Annotated in this window: 12 protein-coding genes; 11 read left to right on the top strand and 1 reads right to left on the bottom strand. The window is 34.7% G+C overall.

The window, feature by feature from the left end:
• Positions 1 to 47 precede the first annotated feature (47 nt).
• Positions 48 to 845, bottom strand: a complete 798-nt coding sequence (locus HNQ00_RS09365; protein WP_173838073.1) for a THC0290_0291 family protein — start codon at positions 843 to 845, stop codon at positions 48 to 50.
• 272 nt (positions 846 to 1,117) lie between these two features.
• Between HNQ00_RS09365 and gdhA the strand changes: the two genes are divergently transcribed.
• The 11 genes from gdhA (at position 1,118) to ileS (ending at position 17,575) form a co-directional block, all read left to right on the top strand.
• A complete protein-coding gene (gene gdhA, locus HNQ00_RS09360; protein WP_173838072.1) occupies positions 1,118 to 2,461 on the top strand; it encodes an NADP-specific glutamate dehydrogenase in 1,344 nt (447 codons plus the stop codon).
• Positions 2,462 to 2,620: 159 nt separating this feature from the next.
• Positions 2,621 to 3,334 carry a DNA repair protein RecO gene (gene recO / locus HNQ00_RS09355; protein WP_173838071.1) on the top strand — a complete coding sequence of 238 codons (714 nt, stop codon included), beginning with the start codon at positions 2,621 to 2,623 and terminating at the stop codon, positions 3,332 to 3,334.
• A 124-nt stretch (positions 3,335 to 3,458) separates the two neighbouring features.
• Entirely contained in the window at positions 3,459 to 5,351 is a 1,893-nt protein-coding gene (locus HNQ00_RS09350) for an outer membrane protein assembly factor BamB family protein (protein WP_173838070.1), read from the top strand.
• A 59-nt stretch (positions 5,352 to 5,410) separates the two neighbouring features.
• Positions 5,411 to 7,306 (top strand): hypothetical protein, encoded by a 1,896-nt coding sequence (locus tag HNQ00_RS09345; RefSeq protein WP_173838069.1) that lies wholly within the window; start codon positions 5,411 to 5,413, stop codon positions 7,304 to 7,306.
• A gap of 182 nt (positions 7,307 to 7,488) precedes the next feature.
• Positions 7,489 to 8,811, top strand: a complete 1,323-nt coding sequence (locus tag HNQ00_RS09340) for a TolC family protein (RefSeq protein ID WP_173838068.1) — start codon at positions 7,489 to 7,491, stop codon at positions 8,809 to 8,811.
• Between the two features lie 4 nt (positions 8,812 to 8,815).
• Positions 8,816 to 10,024 carry an efflux RND transporter periplasmic adaptor subunit gene (locus tag HNQ00_RS09335; RefSeq protein ID WP_173838067.1) on the top strand — a complete coding sequence of 403 codons (1,209 nt, stop codon included), beginning with the start codon at positions 8,816 to 8,818 and terminating at the stop codon, positions 10,022 to 10,024.
• 5 nt (positions 10,025 to 10,029) lie between these two features.
• Positions 10,030 to 10,776: an ABC transporter ATP-binding protein gene (locus HNQ00_RS09330; RefSeq protein WP_217425262.1), complete on the top strand. Its 747-nt coding sequence runs from the start codon at positions 10,030 to 10,032 to the stop codon at positions 10,774 to 10,776.
• Between the two features lies 1 nt (position 10,777).
• A complete protein-coding gene (locus HNQ00_RS09325; RefSeq protein WP_173838066.1) occupies positions 10,778 to 11,998 on the top strand; it encodes an ABC transporter permease in 1,221 nt (406 codons plus the stop codon).
• Between the two features lie 11 nt (positions 11,999 to 12,009).
• Positions 12,010 to 13,044 carry a sensor histidine kinase gene (locus HNQ00_RS09320; RefSeq protein ID WP_254598478.1) on the top strand — a complete coding sequence of 345 codons (1,035 nt, stop codon included), beginning with the start codon at positions 12,010 to 12,012 and terminating at the stop codon, positions 13,042 to 13,044.
• Between the two features lie 58 nt (positions 13,045 to 13,102).
• Entirely contained in the window at positions 13,103 to 13,828 is a 726-nt protein-coding gene (locus tag HNQ00_RS09315; protein WP_173838065.1) for a LytR/AlgR family response regulator transcription factor, read from the top strand.
• Between the two features lie 282 nt (positions 13,829 to 14,110).
• Positions 14,111 to 17,575, top strand: coding sequence for an isoleucine--tRNA ligase (gene ileS, locus HNQ00_RS09310; protein ID WP_173838064.1), 3,465 nt, complete (start codon positions 14,111 to 14,113; stop codon positions 17,573 to 17,575).
• Positions 17,576 to 17,578 lie beyond the last annotated feature (3 nt).

Here is a 17,578-nt window from a genome sequence, read left to right as displayed (position 1 = left end):
GCTTTTTAAAATGTAGATAAAAAATCTCAGTTTGCGCTGAGATTTTTTTATTGCAAGTAATAGATGTAGCCTACGTTGAACCACATCAACCAATCGTTTTTGCTGTTTTCTGGATACAGTTGTTTATTAGGATTTAAGCCATCAACCCAATCGGAATGAAAATATTGAAAACGCACATCGAGTACTAGATCTTGTAATGGAGCGAGTTTGTATCTAGTACCTATACTAGCCGCTGTAGATGTTGTGATTTTGTTTTCTGTAGTAAAACCTCTTTCTCTTCCGTCTGAAGGGCTTAAATATTTGTAGTAAACAGCCCTCCTTAGATCAAGGATATTTAAAGTTGACTTAGTTGCTACGTTATATTTATTTATAAAAAAGCCTAAACTTACATAAGGAGCAAAGCTATTTATTGTGTTTTCAAAATCATGAATATTCTTAAATTGGTATACAAGTTGCGATCCTATATTTGTGATTCTAGTGCTGCCATACATTGCTTTTAGTTTTTTGGCATTTTCAGCTTCAGGATTTTGATCGATATAATTGCTGTCGTGTTTTAATTTAAACTGGGTGTAAGACAAGCTGGTTTGAAGTTTAAAATGCTCTTTAAAATAGGTGGTTTCTCGTAAAGGATTTCTATTCGAAGAAAAATTTAAAAAGTGGGAAATACCAATCCCAAAACCCAAGCGGTCTAAATTTGAAGATAAAGTTGTTTTTTGACTGTAGTCAGATTGCAGTGCTGCAGGCCCAAAAACAACCGCAACTTCATGTGCGAATCGGCCTTGTGAGTAGCAAGCAATTGACGTGTAGTAACTTAAAATAATAATAAGTGCAAAATTTTTGAACATATTTAGATTTTTCAGATTCGATCAAAGATATAAAAAGCACATAGGTATTTAGAGAATAATTAAAAAATAGATAAGCTTTTTTTAAAATCGCTAGTAAATATTCAACGTTTTCGAAAATTAAACAGTCAAGTTGTACCTGTTTTTAAAGATTGTATATATAAAATTTAATTCGTTCAGAAATAGTAAAAAAATGAAATAAAAATAATTTGAGATATCGTACCTTTGTATTCAATAACGAAAACGTTTTCTTAAACGTTAATAATCTAAGAATCATGTCACAAAGTATATCTACTTTTATTGAAGCGGTTACTAAAAAGAATCCAAACGAGCCAGAATTTTTACAGGCAGTTCTAGAAGTTGCTGAAACAGTAATTCCTTTTATTGAGGAAAATAAAAAATATCAAAACAAAATGCTTTTAGAGCGTATGGTTGAGTCAGACCGTATTATCATGTTTAGAGTGGCTTGGATTGATGATAAAGGTTTAACTCAAGTAAACAGAGGATACCGTATTCAAATGAACTCGGCTATTGGACCATACAAAGGTGGACTTCGTTTTCACCCATCTGTAAATTTAAGTATTTTGAAATTCCTTGCTTTTGAGCAAACGTTCAAAAACAGTTTAACTACATTACCAATGGGTGGTGGAAAAGGTGGAGCTGACTTTGATCCAAAAGGAAAATCAGATAATGAAGTAATGCGTTTTTGTCAAAGCTTCATGACTGAATTGTCTAAACATATTGGTGCTAATACTGACGTTCCTGCAGGGGATATTGGTGTTGGAGGAAGAGAAGTTGGATACATGTTTGGTCAGTATAAGAGATTAAGAAACGAATTTACTGGTGTTTTAACTGGAAAAGGAATTTCTTTTGGAGGTTCATTAATCAGACCTGAAGCTACAGGATACGGAGCAGTTTATTTTGCTCAAAGTATGCTTGAAACTAAAGGAAACAGCTTTGCAGGTAAAACTGTTGTCGTTTCTGGATCTGGAAACGTAGCACAATACGCTACTGAAAAAGCAACTCAATTAGGTGGTAAAGTAGTTACTTTATCAGATTCTGCTGGATACATTTATGATGCAGACGGAATCGATGCTGAGAAATTAGCATTTGTAATGGAGCTTAAAAATGAATTAAGAGGAAGAATCAGCGAGTATGTTGCAAAATATCCAAATGCAAAATATGTTGAAGGAAAACGTCCATGGGAAGTAAAATGTGATATCGCATTACCATGTGCTACTCAAAATGAATTAAACGAAGACGAAGCTAAAGCACTTGTTGCTAACGGATGTATTTGTGTTGCTGAAGGTGCAAACATGCCTACAACTCCAGATGCAGTTCTTGTTTTTCAAAACGCTAAATTATTGTTCGCTCCAGGGAAAGCATCTAATGCTGGTGGAGTAGCAACATCTGGTCTTGAAATGTCTCAAAACTCATTAAGATTAAGCTGGTCTTCTGAAGAAGTTGACGAAAAATTAAAAGGAATTATGCTAGCTATTCACGCTTCATGTGTGCAGTACGGTAAAGATTCTACTGGATACGTAGATTACGTAAAAGGAGCAAATATCGCTGGATTTGTGAAAGTAGCTGATGCTATGTTAGCACAAGGAGTAGTATAATTAAATACTATTAAGCGCATTAAAAATGCCTTTTGACTCTCTTTGTCAAAAGGCATTTTTTTATGCAGTCAAATTAAACGAGGAATAGGATTGTGTATCTTTGTTTAGTATTCGAAAAGAATAAAAGACCATTTTACAGACTTAATAATCTATTGAAAAATGCTGGTTAAAACTAAAGCTATTGTTCTCTCTTCACTTAAATTTCAAGAAAAAAGCTTGATAGTAAAATGCTTTACACTTTCTAGCGGCTTGAAATCTTATTTTGTACGCGATGCTTTTTCTGGTCGAAAATCAAACCAAAAGATAGCCTACTTTCAACCGCTATCTATTCTAGAAATTGAAGCTGTTCACAAAAATAAAGGTACGCTAGAGAATTTTAAAGAGATCAAAATTAGTACTCCCTTTCAAAGTATACATACTGATATCTACAAGAGTACTATTGCGATGTTTGTTTCAGAAATTTTGTACCACTCCATACGTGAGGAAGAAGCAAATGAACCTTTGTTTAATTATCTTGAAGCGGCCTTTCAATGGCTAGACAACCACGATCAAATCGCCAATTTTCATTTGATATTAATGGTTGAAGTGACAAAATATTTGGGATTTTACCCTGATGTTTCTGATGATGATATGTCTTATTTTGAAATGATTGAAGGTGTTTTTTCTCCGCTACATGCGGTAAGTTCATTAACAGCACACGAAACTTCTTTGTTTAAAAAATTGCTAGAATTGAAGTTGGGAAACAATGAAAAAGTTTTTCATGTGGTTGAGAGACAGATCTTAATTAAAATACTAATCGAATACTATAGATTGCACTTAGACGGGTTCAAACATCCCAAATCGTTAGATGTTTTGAAAGAAATTTTTTCGTAAAAATATATTAATGTTTATATTTGCCTCGAATACGTAAAGTTACTGCTACATTTAGCCAGTTTCAGTGTTTGATTTGTTCGTGTTTCGAACATTTATTACAAACAGAATATTTTAAAAATTACTTATGAAGAAAATTACGCTTTCAATTTTACTGGTTTTATTAGTCAGTTTTTCGGGCTTTGCACAACGAAGCTATGACGAAATAATTACTACTGAATCAAATGTTCAAGACTTAGTTCAAAACGAAATAACGGGGATTCTTGTTTTTAAAGAAGGAGGTACAATTAAAGGTCTTGATCCAGATTCTAAAAAAGTGGTTTGGACATTGACTAAAGATGATTTTGGAAAAACATCAGCTGCAGATATTTTATCTGATCCAGAATTTGGAACTATTTTTAAGTCTAAAAATGATTTGACAAGTATTGCTGGTAGCCCTTATGTTGAAGCTTATATTAATTCTAAATTTTTAGTTATAAATACAGATACTGGGAAAATTGCTTACAACTCATCAAGCGAATCTTTCTGGGTAACACAATCTGACTTTTTACCAGAAACAGATGAATATTTATTGACATTAAAGGTTGATGGTGATATGGCTATCGCTTTAGTAGATTTGAAAACTGGGAAATTAAAGTGGAATACAGTAGTAGATAAAGCAAAATCATTATTTAGTTTTTCATTGAAAGATTTAACTAATGTGAATGTTGCTAGAGTGAATGGACCTACAGTATATTATTTATTATTCAATAAATTATATTCATTTAATAGACAGACTGGAAAATTAAATTGGAAAGCAGAAGACGAGTATACTAAATTTTTCCCAACACAAAATGACAAAAATATTGTTGTAGTAAACAGTAAAGGATTTTTATCTACAAAGGAATATTTAAATGTATTGAACACTGACAATGGTACTAGTATCTGGAAGGAATCTATCAAAACTAAGAAAGTTGTTTATCTAGAAGACTGGGGAACAAAATTGCTAATAGCGCACTATGGTGGGTTTAACTTTTTTGACTTAAAGACAGGTGAAAAGATTTGGAAAAAAGATGCTAGAGGTGACGGGTTAAAAAGAGTAATTCCTATTGAGCAAGACTTTTTATACGTTGCAGAAAATGAAATGATGCTTATTGATAAAGAGGGTCAAAAGATCTGGAAAAAATTTATTGAAATCGCTGATGATAAAGAAGATCCTATTTTTTACTTGGGTAGAGTAGGTGAGAAAGTGATGTATCTTACCGGTACTTATGGAAACATGGTTGATTATAAAACAGGAGCTAAGTTATGGAAACGTAACATTAAATTCAATGATAAAAGACCAGTATTGCCTACATATGATGCAGAAACAAATTCTTATTTAGTGTATAATGATGAAGAACTTTATAAGTTTGATCCAAGTATAGATGATAAGCCAGAGCCATTTGCTAAAGTGAATGTAAAAAATGAAAAGGAATTAAATAGTATTGAAAACTTTCCTTGGGGAGTAGCTATTTCAGGTCCTGTTGAGGTTATGGGAGTAGCGCTTGATGGAACGGTAAAATACCATAATGTTTACAAGCAACCAGGAGAAACAGGTAGAAGGTTTATTAAAGGATTTTCGATGGCAGCATCTGCTGTTGCAGGCGCGTCATCTGCTGTTACAGGTGTTCAAGGTGGTGAAATTACAATGACATATAGAGATGCAAATGGGAATATGCAATCAGGAATTGTAAGAGAAGAGAACAAAAGTAAAATGGCAACATCTGCAGGTCTTGCTGGAACTTCAGATGCAATGAACATGGTTACTAAAAAGTTCAATTCAAGATTCAATGCAATGAAACAAAATAGAGATTACTCGTATATTTTTGCAAAAGAAGAAACAGGTGAAAAAGTCTTAGTTAAAGTAAGAAAAGCTGATGGTGTTGAGGTGGATAAAATTATATTCAAAAACAACAAACCTATGTATGAGGTTGATCCTGCTACACAAAACATATTCTACGTGTTAGACAACTCAATCCAGATTTTTAATAAAAAATAAATAACCTTTTAATATATAAAGCCATCAAGATTTAAATTTTGATGGCTTTTTTTTTAACTATGAAAAAAACGCTACTATTCTTGTTTTTCTTAGGATTTGCTATCGTTCAAGCCCAAGAGAAAGTAAATTTTAAAAAGAAAAAATTCTATGTTCCTGCAGTTGCATACTCACAGTATCCGTGCTTAGATAATGTACTAACTGTTGCTACTATTTACCAAGTTGATGATGAATTGAGGGCAGAGGAAATAAAATTCAAAAAGAAGTTTTTTGATATCAATGGTTATATAAAACAGCCAGATGCTAAATTAAAAATATACGTTACTATTCCAGTTCCTAAATACCAGAAAACCCAAGCAGATAGTACCTATGATAAGGAGACAAAAGCTTGGAAATACTTTATAACCTCTAAGTACGAGGTGAAAATTAATGTACAAGTTAAGTGTGTTGATAAGCTTATTTTTTTACAAGATTTTGATAATTCAGAAACAGACAAGTTAGCTGGGACTTATAGCAAGGCTACTTTAGGGAAAGCTATTGAAGAGACTGATAGAAATATAAGAAGTGCAGATGCTAATGAAAATTTTGGTATAGAAAATGTTTTAGAAGCATCAATGTACCGCATTCAAAGTTTGTTGAATTATAAATTGGGATATGGAAAAACAGAAACCAAGGACAAATTTGAGTTTCTTAGTTCAAAAGAGCATTCAGAATATCCTAAAATGCTAGCCTTTGAAAATGAACTGACACAACAGATAGAAAAAGTTACTGTCGAGAATGGATTCAATGCAAAGGCACTTTTACCACATTTGACTTATCTCGAATCTATTTTAACCAAGTATCCACAGTCTGAAGAAAATGAAAAAATTCGTTTTATTACAGCCAATAATCTAGCGCAAACTTATTTGTTGCTAGAAAATAAAGAGAAAGCACTCTATTATGCGGATGTTTTGATAAAAAATGACAAGCAGACTTCTAGGGGAACAGATATTATTGACCGCGTTAACAAAGCTAATTTTGTCGCTAATACTGTTAGATCGCACACAAATCGTTTTCTTGAATTAAAGAAATTAGGATTTAAAATCGAAGAGGAAAAGCAAGACGCTAGAATAGCATTTTTTGAAAAAATCGAAAGACAAGAAGTTGATTGGGAGCAAGAAAAATTGAATAGGACAAAATTTTTAGGCTTAATTAATGATCGAAGAAACAATATTCTAGATTCAATTGCCTTTCAAAATAATCCAGATCTACTGGATAAAATCGTATTAGGTTTTGGCGGAAGCCAAGCAATCAAAGATATTCAAAAAGTACATCTCTTGTCGACTTTGAATTTTGAAGAGAGCAATGTGCCACAATCAGAAGAAAAGTGGGCAACTCCAACTAATTATTTGCTTCGTAAAAAGATGCCTAACAATTATTACGAAGTGATAAACGGACCAGAAGCTTGGAGTTTTCAAGACAATGGGGTAGGAGATAAATGGAAGAAGCTTAATAATAGCGATTACTGGGAAATTAGTAACAATTTAGATCCAATTAACTTGCTAACCTCGTTCAGGTTTGATCTTTGGAACAAGTTAGAGTTGTTACCTGATGAAACTTCAGATGGGCGACTTTGCTACCATTTGAGTTACACTGAAAAAACGGTTAACGCTAAAAACAGAGTAATCCCAAAGACCGAATACCATTACTTTATCGATAAAGAGAAATTCAATATTGTTTCTTCTGAAAAGACTGAATTTGAAGAGGGACAAAGAAATTCTTACGAGCGTAAGGTATACCAAGATTACAAAGGGATTTCTAATTTAAACAATGGTCAAATTCCACATAAAATTTTATATGAATTTGAAGATTATTACGGAGATACTTTTTATCAAGAGGACCGATCTAAGATAGAAGTTAATCCTGTTTTTTCGAATAGAATTTTTATTAAAGAAGTGTATGCCGGTGGTTTTAGGTAGTACATCTCAAGAAATATAGAATAAAATGCCTCTAGTAGCAACACGCTATCTAGAGGCATTTTTAGTTTAAGTCCATTTTCCCATCTATAAAATACCCCTTTCTAACCCTAAAAAAACCTTCTCCATCTATTCTGGTTTGTGAGGAGAGCTATTCTATTGAAATTTGGTAAAAATTCTATCAAATGAAAATATATATAGTCATCGGGTTTCTATTTTGCTCCCTCTTTTCTTATTCACAAGAAGTGAAAGCAGAAAAGTTGTGGACATTAGAAGAATGTATCGCTTATGCTAAAGAGAAAAGCATTACCGTAAAATCAGTCGCTCTAACACTAGAATCGGCACAAGTGAATTATGAGAAATCAAAGTCCATGCGTTTGCCTAATTTAATGGGGAGCGTTTCGCAAAATTTCTCTAGTGGAAACACTGTAGATCCTATTACGAGTAGTTATGTATCCCAACAAATAAATTCTACTAGTCCTATTTTGACATCATCTGTAACCTTGTTTCAAGGAAATCAGTTGACCAATCAAATTAAACAAAATGAGTTATTAGTGCAACAAAACTCTTTATATGTTGAGGAGGCCAAAAACAATGTAGCATTAAGCATTACGGAGTCTTACTTGCAAGCTTTATACAGTAAAGAGGGAATAAGTATTGCTGAAAATAATTTGACTTCGTCAGAGAAAGAAGTAGTGCGATCTAAAGCGCGATTGGATGCCGGTAGTATCGCCATGAAAGATTATACGGATGCAGTCTCACAAGCAGCAACCAATAAATACATCTTAGTGAGTGCAAAAAACAACTACGCACAGCAATTGATTGTTTTGAAGCAATTATTAGAATTAACCCCTGAGGATAGTTTCGATATCGCTGATTTTGAAACTCAAAATAGCCTGCTGAGTGCAATTCCCAATAAATTGGAGGTTTATAATCAGGCTATTAATAATTTACCAGAAATTAAAGCTGCTACTTTAAGTAAAGCAGTTTCAGAAAAAGGACTAGATATCGCTAAAGGAGCTTATTTGCCTACGCTTTCATTGTCAGGAAGTTTGGGGTCTGGTTATACTAGTATTCAAGACGCCGATTTCATAGATCAAATGAATTTGAATTTTAATCAAAGAGTGGGCTTGTCTTTATCGATTCCTATTTTTAATCGAAATCAAACTAAAGGACAAGTTGAATTGGCAAAGATTAATATTGAAAAAGCCGATATCGAGTCACAAACCGTTCGAAAAGAACTTTACGCAAAAATCGAAACGTCTTGGCAAAATGCGACTGCTTCTGTAGAACAATTAGAGGCCTCAAAAATGGCAACTGATGCTGCGAGCGAATCGTATAAATTGGCTCAAAAAAGATATGAGTTAAACGATTTGAGCACAACAGATTTAATTGTGAGTCAGAACATGTTTACCAATGCGCAGCAAAATTACATTCAGGCTAAGTACTTGAACATACTATACTTTCAATTATTACAATTTTATCAAGGGAACGAAATTAAACTATAAAATCATGAAGAAAAATATCATTATAAAAGCATCTATTGCAATCGCAGTTTTGGCCATTGCGTATTTCGGGTTTACCTTTTTTTCGGGATCAGAAATCGCAGCTATAAAAGCAGAAACTATCAAGGCTAAAACAGCTAATGTAATTACAACTGTTACAGCAACTGGAACTTTGCAACCTATTACTGAAGTGAGTGTGGGTACACAGGTTTCTGGAGTAGTTCAAAAAATTTATGTGGATTACAATAGCGTGGTAAAGCAGGGACAATTATTAGCCGAGCTAGATAAAACCACATTAAATTCGGCAGTTGTTCTGGCACAAGCTGCCTATGACGGTGCCGCAAATGAGCAACGCTATATGCAAACTGTTTACAGTCGTCAAAAAACATTGTATGACAGTAGTGTGATCAGTAAATCTGATTTTGATCAAGCCTTATATCAGTTAAACAACGCAAAAAGTATTGTTTCGCAAAGAGCATCAGATTTGGCGAAAGCCAAAACCAACTTAAGTTATGCCAATATTTATTCCCCAATCGACGGCGTGGTTTTATCAAGAGCGGTAGAAGAAGGGCAAACAGTAGCATCATCTTTAAGTACGCCAACATTGTTTACAATTGCGGAAGATTTGAGCGAAATGCAAGTAGAAGCAAACGTGGATGAAGCCGATATAGGTCAGGTAAAACAAGGACAACGAGTTTCATTTACTGTAGATGCATATCAAGGCGAGGAATTTGCTGGTGTGATTACGCAAGTGAGATTAAACCCAACAACCACTTCAAATGTAGTTACTTATACCGTAGTTATAAAAGCGGCTAACGAAGATTTGAAATTGAAACCCGGTTTAACGGCTACGATTACCATTTATACATTAGAATTAAAAGATGTGTTAACGCTGGAAGCAAAAGGAGTGAATTTTGAACCAGACATGCAAGTTTTGAACAACTATCAAAAAGCGAATGGATTTTCACCGGTTGATGCGGTTGCTAAATCAGGAGCTGAGTCAGGAACAGCTACTATATGGGTAATGACAAGCAAAGGAATTGCATCCAAAACTATAAAAACAGGAACTAGTGATGGTATAAATGTTGAAATTCTTAGCGGACTGTCAGCGGGTGAAGAAGTGGTTTATAATTTAAAAGCGTTGACAAAAACCGAAGTAAAATCGGAACGTGGAGACAATGAGAGTCCGTTCATGACTAAACGTGGAAAAAAATAAGAATTATGTCAAAAACAATCATTAAAATAGAAGATTTGAAACGCTCTTTTACCATGGGTGAAGAGACGGTTCATGCTTTAAAAGGAATTTCGTTCAGTATTCAAGAAGGGGAATTTGTAACCATTATGGGAACGAGTGGGTCTGGAAAAAGTACGCTCCTGAATGTTTTGGGATGTTTAGACCAACCCAATTCTGGTTTGTATCAAATAGATGGTGTTTCGATAAAAGAATTGACTAAAAACGAGTTGGCTCGAATTAGAAACGAGAAAATTGGTTTTATTTTTCAATCTTATAATTTATTAGCTAGAACTACCGCAATAGAAAATGTGGAGCTGCCTTTGCTATATAGTACTAAAAAGCTATCGCCAGAGGAAATTCATGATAAGGCTTTAAAAGCATTGGAGCAAGTCAATCTATCAGCAAGACTTGATCATACGCCTTCGCAGCTTTCAGGTGGGCAACAACAAAGAGTGGCGATTGCAAGATCTCTTGTAAATGAGCCGGTAGTGATTCTTGCTGATGAAGCTACAGGAAATCTAGATACGAGAACTTCATACGAAATCATGGCTTTGTTTCAAGAGTTGAACAAGCAAGGAAAAACCATTCTGTTTGTAACTCACGAGCCAGATATTGCCACATTTACAGGCAGAACTATCGTGTTGAAAGACGGGCATATCATCCAAGATTACATTAACAACAATGTTCAATCGGCAGCTGAAGCACTTTTAGCTTTGCCAGTAGAAGAAGACTAATATGAGAACGCAAAATTTATTAAAAATATCCTGGAAAGCAATTGTACTTAACAAGATGCGCACCTTTCTTACCATGCTAGGAATTATCATTGGGGTAGCCTCTGTAATTGCCATGCTGGCCATTGGGGAAGGATCAAAAGAGAGTATTAAAACTCAAATTTCGAGTATGGGTTCTAATATGATTACTATAAAACCTGGTAGTGATGTGCGTGGTGGCGTAAGTCAAGGAAGTAGCGCCATGGAAACCTTGACTTTAAACGACTATGAAGCCATTAAGAAGGAAACCACCTTGCTAACCTCTTTTTCGCCATTGGTAAATAGTGGAGGTCAATCCATTTATGGAGCGAATAACTGGCCAACTTCAGTTTATGGAGTGGCGCCAGACTATTTGAAAATTAAAATATGGGATGTAGCCGAAGGAAGTAACTTTACGGAAAAAGAAGTTAGTTCAGCAGCAAAAGTGGCAGTTATTGGTCAAACAGTTGCTGAAAATTTATTTGAAGAAGGTGTAAGTCCTATTGGTAAAATGATCCGTTTTAATAGTATTCCGCTTAAAGTTATTGGAGTTCTAGAAAGTAAAGGGGAAAGTACTGGTGGTCAAGACCAAGATGATGTTATCCTTACGCCTTATACAACAGTACAGAAAAGAATTTTGGCGATCACGCATTTGCAATCTATCGTGGTTTCGTCTATAAGTGAGGAAGATGCGCCAAATGCAGTACTTGAAATTAATGCTTTATTGAGAAAAAATCATGGTTTAACGACAAATCAAGTAGACGATTTTTATGTTATTTCAATGGAAGAAATGATCAAAACATTTAGTTCTACCAGTGAGATGCTTACGGTTTTGTTAGTAGCAATTGCGAGTATTTCATTATTAGTGGGTGGCATTGGGATTATGAACATTATGTATGTTTCGGTAAAAGAGCGTACAAGAGAAATAGGTTTGCGTATGGCAGTAGGTGGTCAAGGCTCTGATATTTTGATGCAATTTCTTATTGAGGCCATGTTAATCAGTATTACTGGTGGTATAATTGGTGTATCTTTGGGTCTAGGAACGACTTTATTTATAGAGAAGGTGTTACACTGGCCTACTTCTGTGACGAGTTCTTCGATTGTAATTTCGTTTGTAGTTTGTGCCATAACCGGAATATTCTTTGGATGGTACCCTGCTAAAAAAGCATCAAGTTTAGATCCCATAACAGCACTTCGTTACGAATAAAAATAGAATAAATGAATTTTATAAAGAGTAAATCTGGTATCGTTTTTTTTCATGTAATGGTTTGGTTACTATTGTTTAGTCTCCCGTATCTGCTGTCTTCAGGGCAAAGTCAGGAACTTCGTAATTTAGCCTTACATTCATGGATACCGCTGGCATTTTATGCGCTGCTTTTCTATCTCAATTATTTTGTTTTGGTTGACCGTTTTCTTTTTCATAAAAAGCTTTGGGTTTATATTATTATCAGTATTGGGTTAATTCTGTTTTTTGTGGGATTGAACAAGTTGTTTAGGTATTACTTTTTTTCAGATTTTATTGCTAGTAAAGTGCTGGATAGTGGTAAGCCCCCTAGAAACTTCTTTTTGTACATAGATATTATCTCTTTTTCGGTACCCATTATTTTTTCACTAGCATTAAAAACCATTCAAAGATGGGTTAAAACAGAAGCGGAACGTGTGGAAGCAGCCAATATAAAATTACAGTCGGAATTACAGCATCTAAAATACCAGTTGCAACCACATTTTTTCTTCAATTCGCTCAATAATATTTACTCACTGGTCGATATTTCTCCTGATATGGCCAAGCAAACTATTCATAGTCTAGGGAAATTAATGCGCTATTTATTGTATGAAACTAATAATGAAAAGGTAAGTTTGAAGAACGAAATTGCTTTCATGACCAATTATATTGAGTTGATGAAGTTGCGATTGAATGACAATACTACGGTACACTACTCTTTTCCAGATTTGAAAACCGACATACAAATTGCACCGTTACTGTTTATTTCTTTAATCGAAAATGCCTTCAAACATGGAGTTTCTGGGGATAAAGCTTCTGCTGTAGTTTTCGAAATGAAAATTGAAGACAAGCAATTGACATTTTATTCAAAAAATCAGAACTTCCCTAAAACAGATACTGATAAAAGTGGTTCGGGTATCGGACTTGATAATGTAGAAAAACGACTTTCTTTACTGTATCCAGATCAGTTTTCTTTTATTGAAAAGGTTGAAGAAGGTGTTTTTTCAGTTTGTTTAAAAATCGAAGTATAAATTGGTTTGTTTGGAAAACTTTAAATTTGGAGCAATAGCATAAAAAAATTAAATAAAAATGGCGGAGAAAATATCATGTTTGATTGTAGATGACGAACCAATGGCGTTAAACTTAGTGGAAAGCTATGTTTTGAAAACGCCCTTTTTACATTTGGTTAAAAAGTGTCATAGCGGTATTCAAGCGTTGTCGTATTTAGATGAAGAGAAAGTGGATTTGATTTTTTTAGATATCCAAATGCCTGATTTAACGGGTTTGCAACTAGCCAAAGTACTTCCTAAGTCAACAAGAATAATTTTTACCACCGCATTTGATCAATATGCTATTGAAGGTTTTAAAGCCGAAGCCTTAGATTATTTGCTAAAACCATTCGATTATTCAGAGTTTTTAATGGCTGCTACTAAAGCCAAAGAATGGTTTGAATTGGTTAAAAACCAAGAGAAAAAAGCACCAGAAACACAAGATTTTCTTTTTGTAAAATCAGAATACAAGCAGATAAAAATAAACTTAAAAGACGTTTTGTATTTTGAAAGTTTAAAAGACTACGTTAAAATTTGGCTTAAAGCCGAAACAAAACCCATCCTCACTTTAATGAGTTTGAAAACCCTTGAGGAAGAGCTTTCATCCGATCAATTTATGCGTGTGCACCGTTCTTTTATAGTTGCTTTAAATAATATTGATACGATTGAGCGCAGTCAAATTCTAATCAATAAGCAACGCATTACAGTTTCCGATCAATACAAAAACCAATTTTTAGAGTTTGTTACTAAGAACTCTTTGGATTGATTTTTTAGAATTGTAAATCAATAAATAAGTGTAACTCATTCCTTGTTTGTTTATGCATAAAAGAACCTTTTTTAATAAAAACAAAAAGGGTTTTCATTAAAGTGCTTAACAGTAGCAATATATTTACCACAATTGCTACGGTAATCCATTGTTATAGAGGCGTAATACATTCAAATAGATACTTCAAAACAATATCAGCTCTGTGAGCAACTTTTGCCTTTTGTCTTTTGCCTTTTTACTATAAATGACTACTTTCGCACTTCGATTTAAGAAAAGGATAAAATGAGCACAAAATTTACTGAATACAAAGGACTTGACTTGCCTACAGTGGCGTCAGAAGTACTTGATTTCTGGAAGAAAGAAAACATATTTGAAAAAAGTGTAACAACTCGTGAGGGTAACGAGCCATTCGTATTTTTTGAAGGGCCACCTTCTGCAAATGGTTTGCCAGGTATTCACCACGTAATGGCACGTGCGATTAAAGATATTTTTTGCAGATATAAAACTCAAAAAGGGTACCAAGTGAAGCGTAAAGCTGGTTGGGATACCCATGGTTTGCCTGTAGAATTAGGTACTGAGAAAGAACTCGGAATCACTAAAGAAGATATTGGTACAAAGATTTCTATCGAGGAATATAACGAAGCCTGTAAAAAAACAGTAATGCGTTATACGGATGTATGGAATGATTTGACTGAAAAAATGGGATATTGGGTAGATATGGAAGATCCATATGTAACTTACAAACCCAAATATATGGAGTCGGTTTGGTGGATTTTGAAACAAATCTATAACAAGGACTTGATGTACAAAGGATACACAATCCAACCGTATTCTCCAAAAGCTGGAACGGGATTGTCATCTCACGAAGTGAATCAACCAGGTTCGTACCGTGATGTTACGGATACAACTGTGGTGGCACAATTTAAAGTCCTCACCCCAACCCTCTCCAAAGGAGAGGGAGACGTTGTGGAAAATACTTTTGCCAAAGCATTCGGACTAGACTCCCTTCCCTTCGGGGAGGGCAGGGGTGGGGAATTTTATTTTCTTGCCTGGACAACAACACCTTGGACATTGCCTTCAAACACGGCTTTGACAGTGGGTCCAAAAATCGATTACGCTGTTGTAAAAACCTTCAATCAATATACTTTCTTACCTACAAATGTAGTTCTAGCTAAAAACTTAGTTGGAAAACAATTCGGGAAAGGATTTTTTGCTAGCGAAGATGCAGCTGACTTTGAGAATTACAAAGGAGGAGATAAAAAAATCCCATTCCAAGTTATTGCTGAGGCAAAAGGAGCGGATTTAGTTGGAATCAAATATGAGCAATTAATGCCGTTGGTATTGCCGTATCAAAATCCTGAAAATGCTTTTAGAGTTATTGCAGGTGATTTTGTTACTATCGAAGACGGAACGGGAATTGTACATACCTCACCAACATTTGGTGCTGATGATGCAAAAGTTGCTAAAGAAGCTACTCCAGAAATTCCACCAATGTTAGTTCTTGATGCAGATGGTACTCCAGTGCCATTAGTCGATTTACAAGGGAAGTTCATAAAAGGTTTAGGTGATTATTCAGGTAAGTACGTTAAAAACGAATACTATGATGATGGTCAAGCTCCTGAGCGTTCAGTAGACGTTGAGATCGCTATTCAATTAAAAGAAGAAAATAAAGCATTCAAGGTAGAGAAATACGTGCACAGTTATCCACATTGCTGGAGAACAGACAAACCTATTTTATACTACCCGCTAGATTCGTGGTTTATAAAAATCACAGAAGTTAGAGACAGAATGTTTGAATTGAACGAAACCATCAACTGGAAGCCAAAAGCAACAGGAGAAGGACGTTTTGGAAATTGGTTGAAAAATGCCAATGACTGGAACTTGTCTCGTTCAAGATACTGGGGAATTCCATTACCTATTTGGAGAACTGAAGACAAGCAAGAAGAAATTTTAATTGGTTCAGTTGAAGAACTATACAATGAAATAGAAAAATCTATCGCCGCCGGTTTTCAAAAAGAAAACCCTTTTAAAGGTTTCGAAATTGGAAATATGGACGAAAGCAACTATGATTTAATTGACTTACATAAAAATGTAGTCGATGAAATCACGTTACTTTCTCCGTCTGGAAAACCAATGACGCGTGAAGCTGATTTGATCGACGTTTGGTTTGATTCAGGTTCGATGCCGTATGCACAATGGCATTATCCTTTTGAAAACAAAGAAAAAATTGATCAAAACAAAGATTTCCCCGCTAATTTTATTGCTGAGGGAGTAGATCAAACACGTGGGTGGTTTTATACTTTGCACGCGATTGGTACTTTGGTTTTTGATAAAGTTGCCTATAAAAATGTGGTTTCGAATGGTTTAGTACTAGACAAAAACGGACAAAAAATGTCTAAACGTTTAGGGAACGCCGCAGATCCATTTAAAACATTGTCAGAATATGGTCCAGATGCAACACGCTGGTACATGATCTCTAATGCAAATCCTTGGGATAACTTGAAGTTTGACTTAGAAGGAATTGCTGAGGTGCGTCGTAAGTTCTTTGGAACATTATACAATACCTATTCTTTCTTTAGTTTGTATGCAAACATTGATGGGTTTAAATACGAAGAAGCAGAAATTCCAGTAAACGAAAGACCAGAAATCGATCAATGGATCATCTCTGAGTTGAATACTTTAATAAAAGATGTTGACGGTTTTTATGCTGATTACGAACCTACAAAAGCAGCGAGAGCAATCTCTGACTTCGTTCAAGAGAACTTGAGTAACTGGTACGTACGTTTGTGTCGTCGTCGTTTTTGGAAAGGGGAATATGCGCAAGATAAAATCGCGGCATACCAAACATTATATAGCTGCTTATTAACTGTAAGTAAGTTGAGCGCGCCTATTGCGCCGTTCTTTATGGACAAACTTTACAGAGACTTAACGCAAGCAACACAGTCTGAAAAGTTTGATAGTGTACATTTGGCTGAGTTTCCAAAACACGTTGAAAACTTTGTTAATAAATCGTTAGAGAGCAAAATGCAGAAGGCGCAAACAATCTCATCACTAGTTTTATCTTTGCGTAAGAAAGAGATGATAAAAGTTCGCCAACCGCTACAAAAGGTAATGATACCAGTACTTGACGATAATCAAAGAGCTGAAATTGAGGCCATATCAGACCTAATAAAGGCAGAGGTAAACGTTAAAGAAATCTTGTTATTAGACGATGCTTCGGGTATTTTAGTGAAGCAAATCAAGCCAAATTTTAAAGCATTAGGACCCCGCTTTGGTAAAGATATGGGGCTGATTTCTAAAGAGATACAAGGTTTTTCTCCGGAGCAAATTGCTGAGATTGAGGCAAAAGGAACCATAGCAGTCGTTATTGCTGGAAATAGCATAACTTTAACAAGTGAAGATGTAGAGATAACATCGCAAGATATAGAAGGCTGGTTAGTTGCAAATTCAAATGGAATCACGGTTGCATTAGACATTGTAATCTCTCCAGAATTGAAAAAAGAAGGAATTGCAAGGGAACTTGTCAACAGAATTCAGAATATTAGAAAAGATTCTGGTTTTGAAGTAACAGATAAAATTAAAGTGTACTTACAAAATAATAGTGTACTTGAAGAGGCAGTGGCAATTAACGCTGCGTATATAAAATCAGAAACGTTAACTGAAGAGCTGATATTCTCAGATAAATTAGAAGATGGTGCTGAAATTGAATTTGACGAAATAACAACCAAAATTAAAATTACTAAATAAAAA

The organism is Flavobacterium aeripolare (genome assembly GCF_013294025.1).
In the GTDB taxonomy this organism is placed as follows: domain Bacteria; phylum Bacteroidota; class Bacteroidia; order Flavobacteriales; family Flavobacteriaceae; genus Flavobacterium.
The sequence above is the reverse complement of the archived record's forward strand: the minus strand, read 5'-3'. Positions and strand labels throughout refer to the sequence as shown.

What these genes read in the sequence shown, in the direction of transcription:
- HNQ00_RS09365 (WP_173838073.1), bottom strand. Translation starts at nt 845, where the DNA reads ATGTTCAAAAATTTTGCACTTATTATTATTTTAAGTTACTACACGTCA.
- gdhA (WP_173838072.1), top strand. Translation starts at nt 1,118, where the DNA reads ATGTCACAAAGTATATCTACTTTTATTGAAGCGGTTACTAAAAAGAAT.
- recO (WP_173838071.1), top strand. Translation starts at nt 2,621, where the DNA reads ATGCTGGTTAAAACTAAAGCTATTGTTCTCTCTTCACTTAAATTTCAA.
- HNQ00_RS09350 (WP_173838070.1), top strand. Translation starts at nt 3,459, where the DNA reads ATGAAGAAAATTACGCTTTCAATTTTACTGGTTTTATTAGTCAGTTTT.
- HNQ00_RS09345 (WP_173838069.1), top strand. Translation starts at nt 5,411, where the DNA reads ATGAAAAAAACGCTACTATTCTTGTTTTTCTTAGGATTTGCTATCGTT.
- HNQ00_RS09340 (WP_173838068.1), top strand. Translation starts at nt 7,489, where the DNA reads ATGAAAATATATATAGTCATCGGGTTTCTATTTTGCTCCCTCTTTTCT.
- HNQ00_RS09335 (WP_173838067.1), top strand. Translation starts at nt 8,816, where the DNA reads ATGAAGAAAAATATCATTATAAAAGCATCTATTGCAATCGCAGTTTTG.
- HNQ00_RS09330 (WP_217425262.1), top strand. Translation starts at nt 10,030, where the DNA reads ATGTCAAAAACAATCATTAAAATAGAAGATTTGAAACGCTCTTTTACC.
- HNQ00_RS09325 (WP_173838066.1), top strand. Translation starts at nt 10,778, where the DNA reads ATGAGAACGCAAAATTTATTAAAAATATCCTGGAAAGCAATTGTACTT.
- HNQ00_RS09320 (WP_254598478.1), top strand. Translation starts at nt 12,010, where the DNA reads ATGAATTTTATAAAGAGTAAATCTGGTATCGTTTTTTTTCATGTAATG.
- HNQ00_RS09315 (WP_173838065.1), top strand. Translation starts at nt 13,103, where the DNA reads ATGGCGGAGAAAATATCATGTTTGATTGTAGATGACGAACCAATGGCG.
- ileS (WP_173838064.1), top strand. Translation starts at nt 14,111, where the DNA reads ATGAGCACAAAATTTACTGAATACAAAGGACTTGACTTGCCTACAGTG.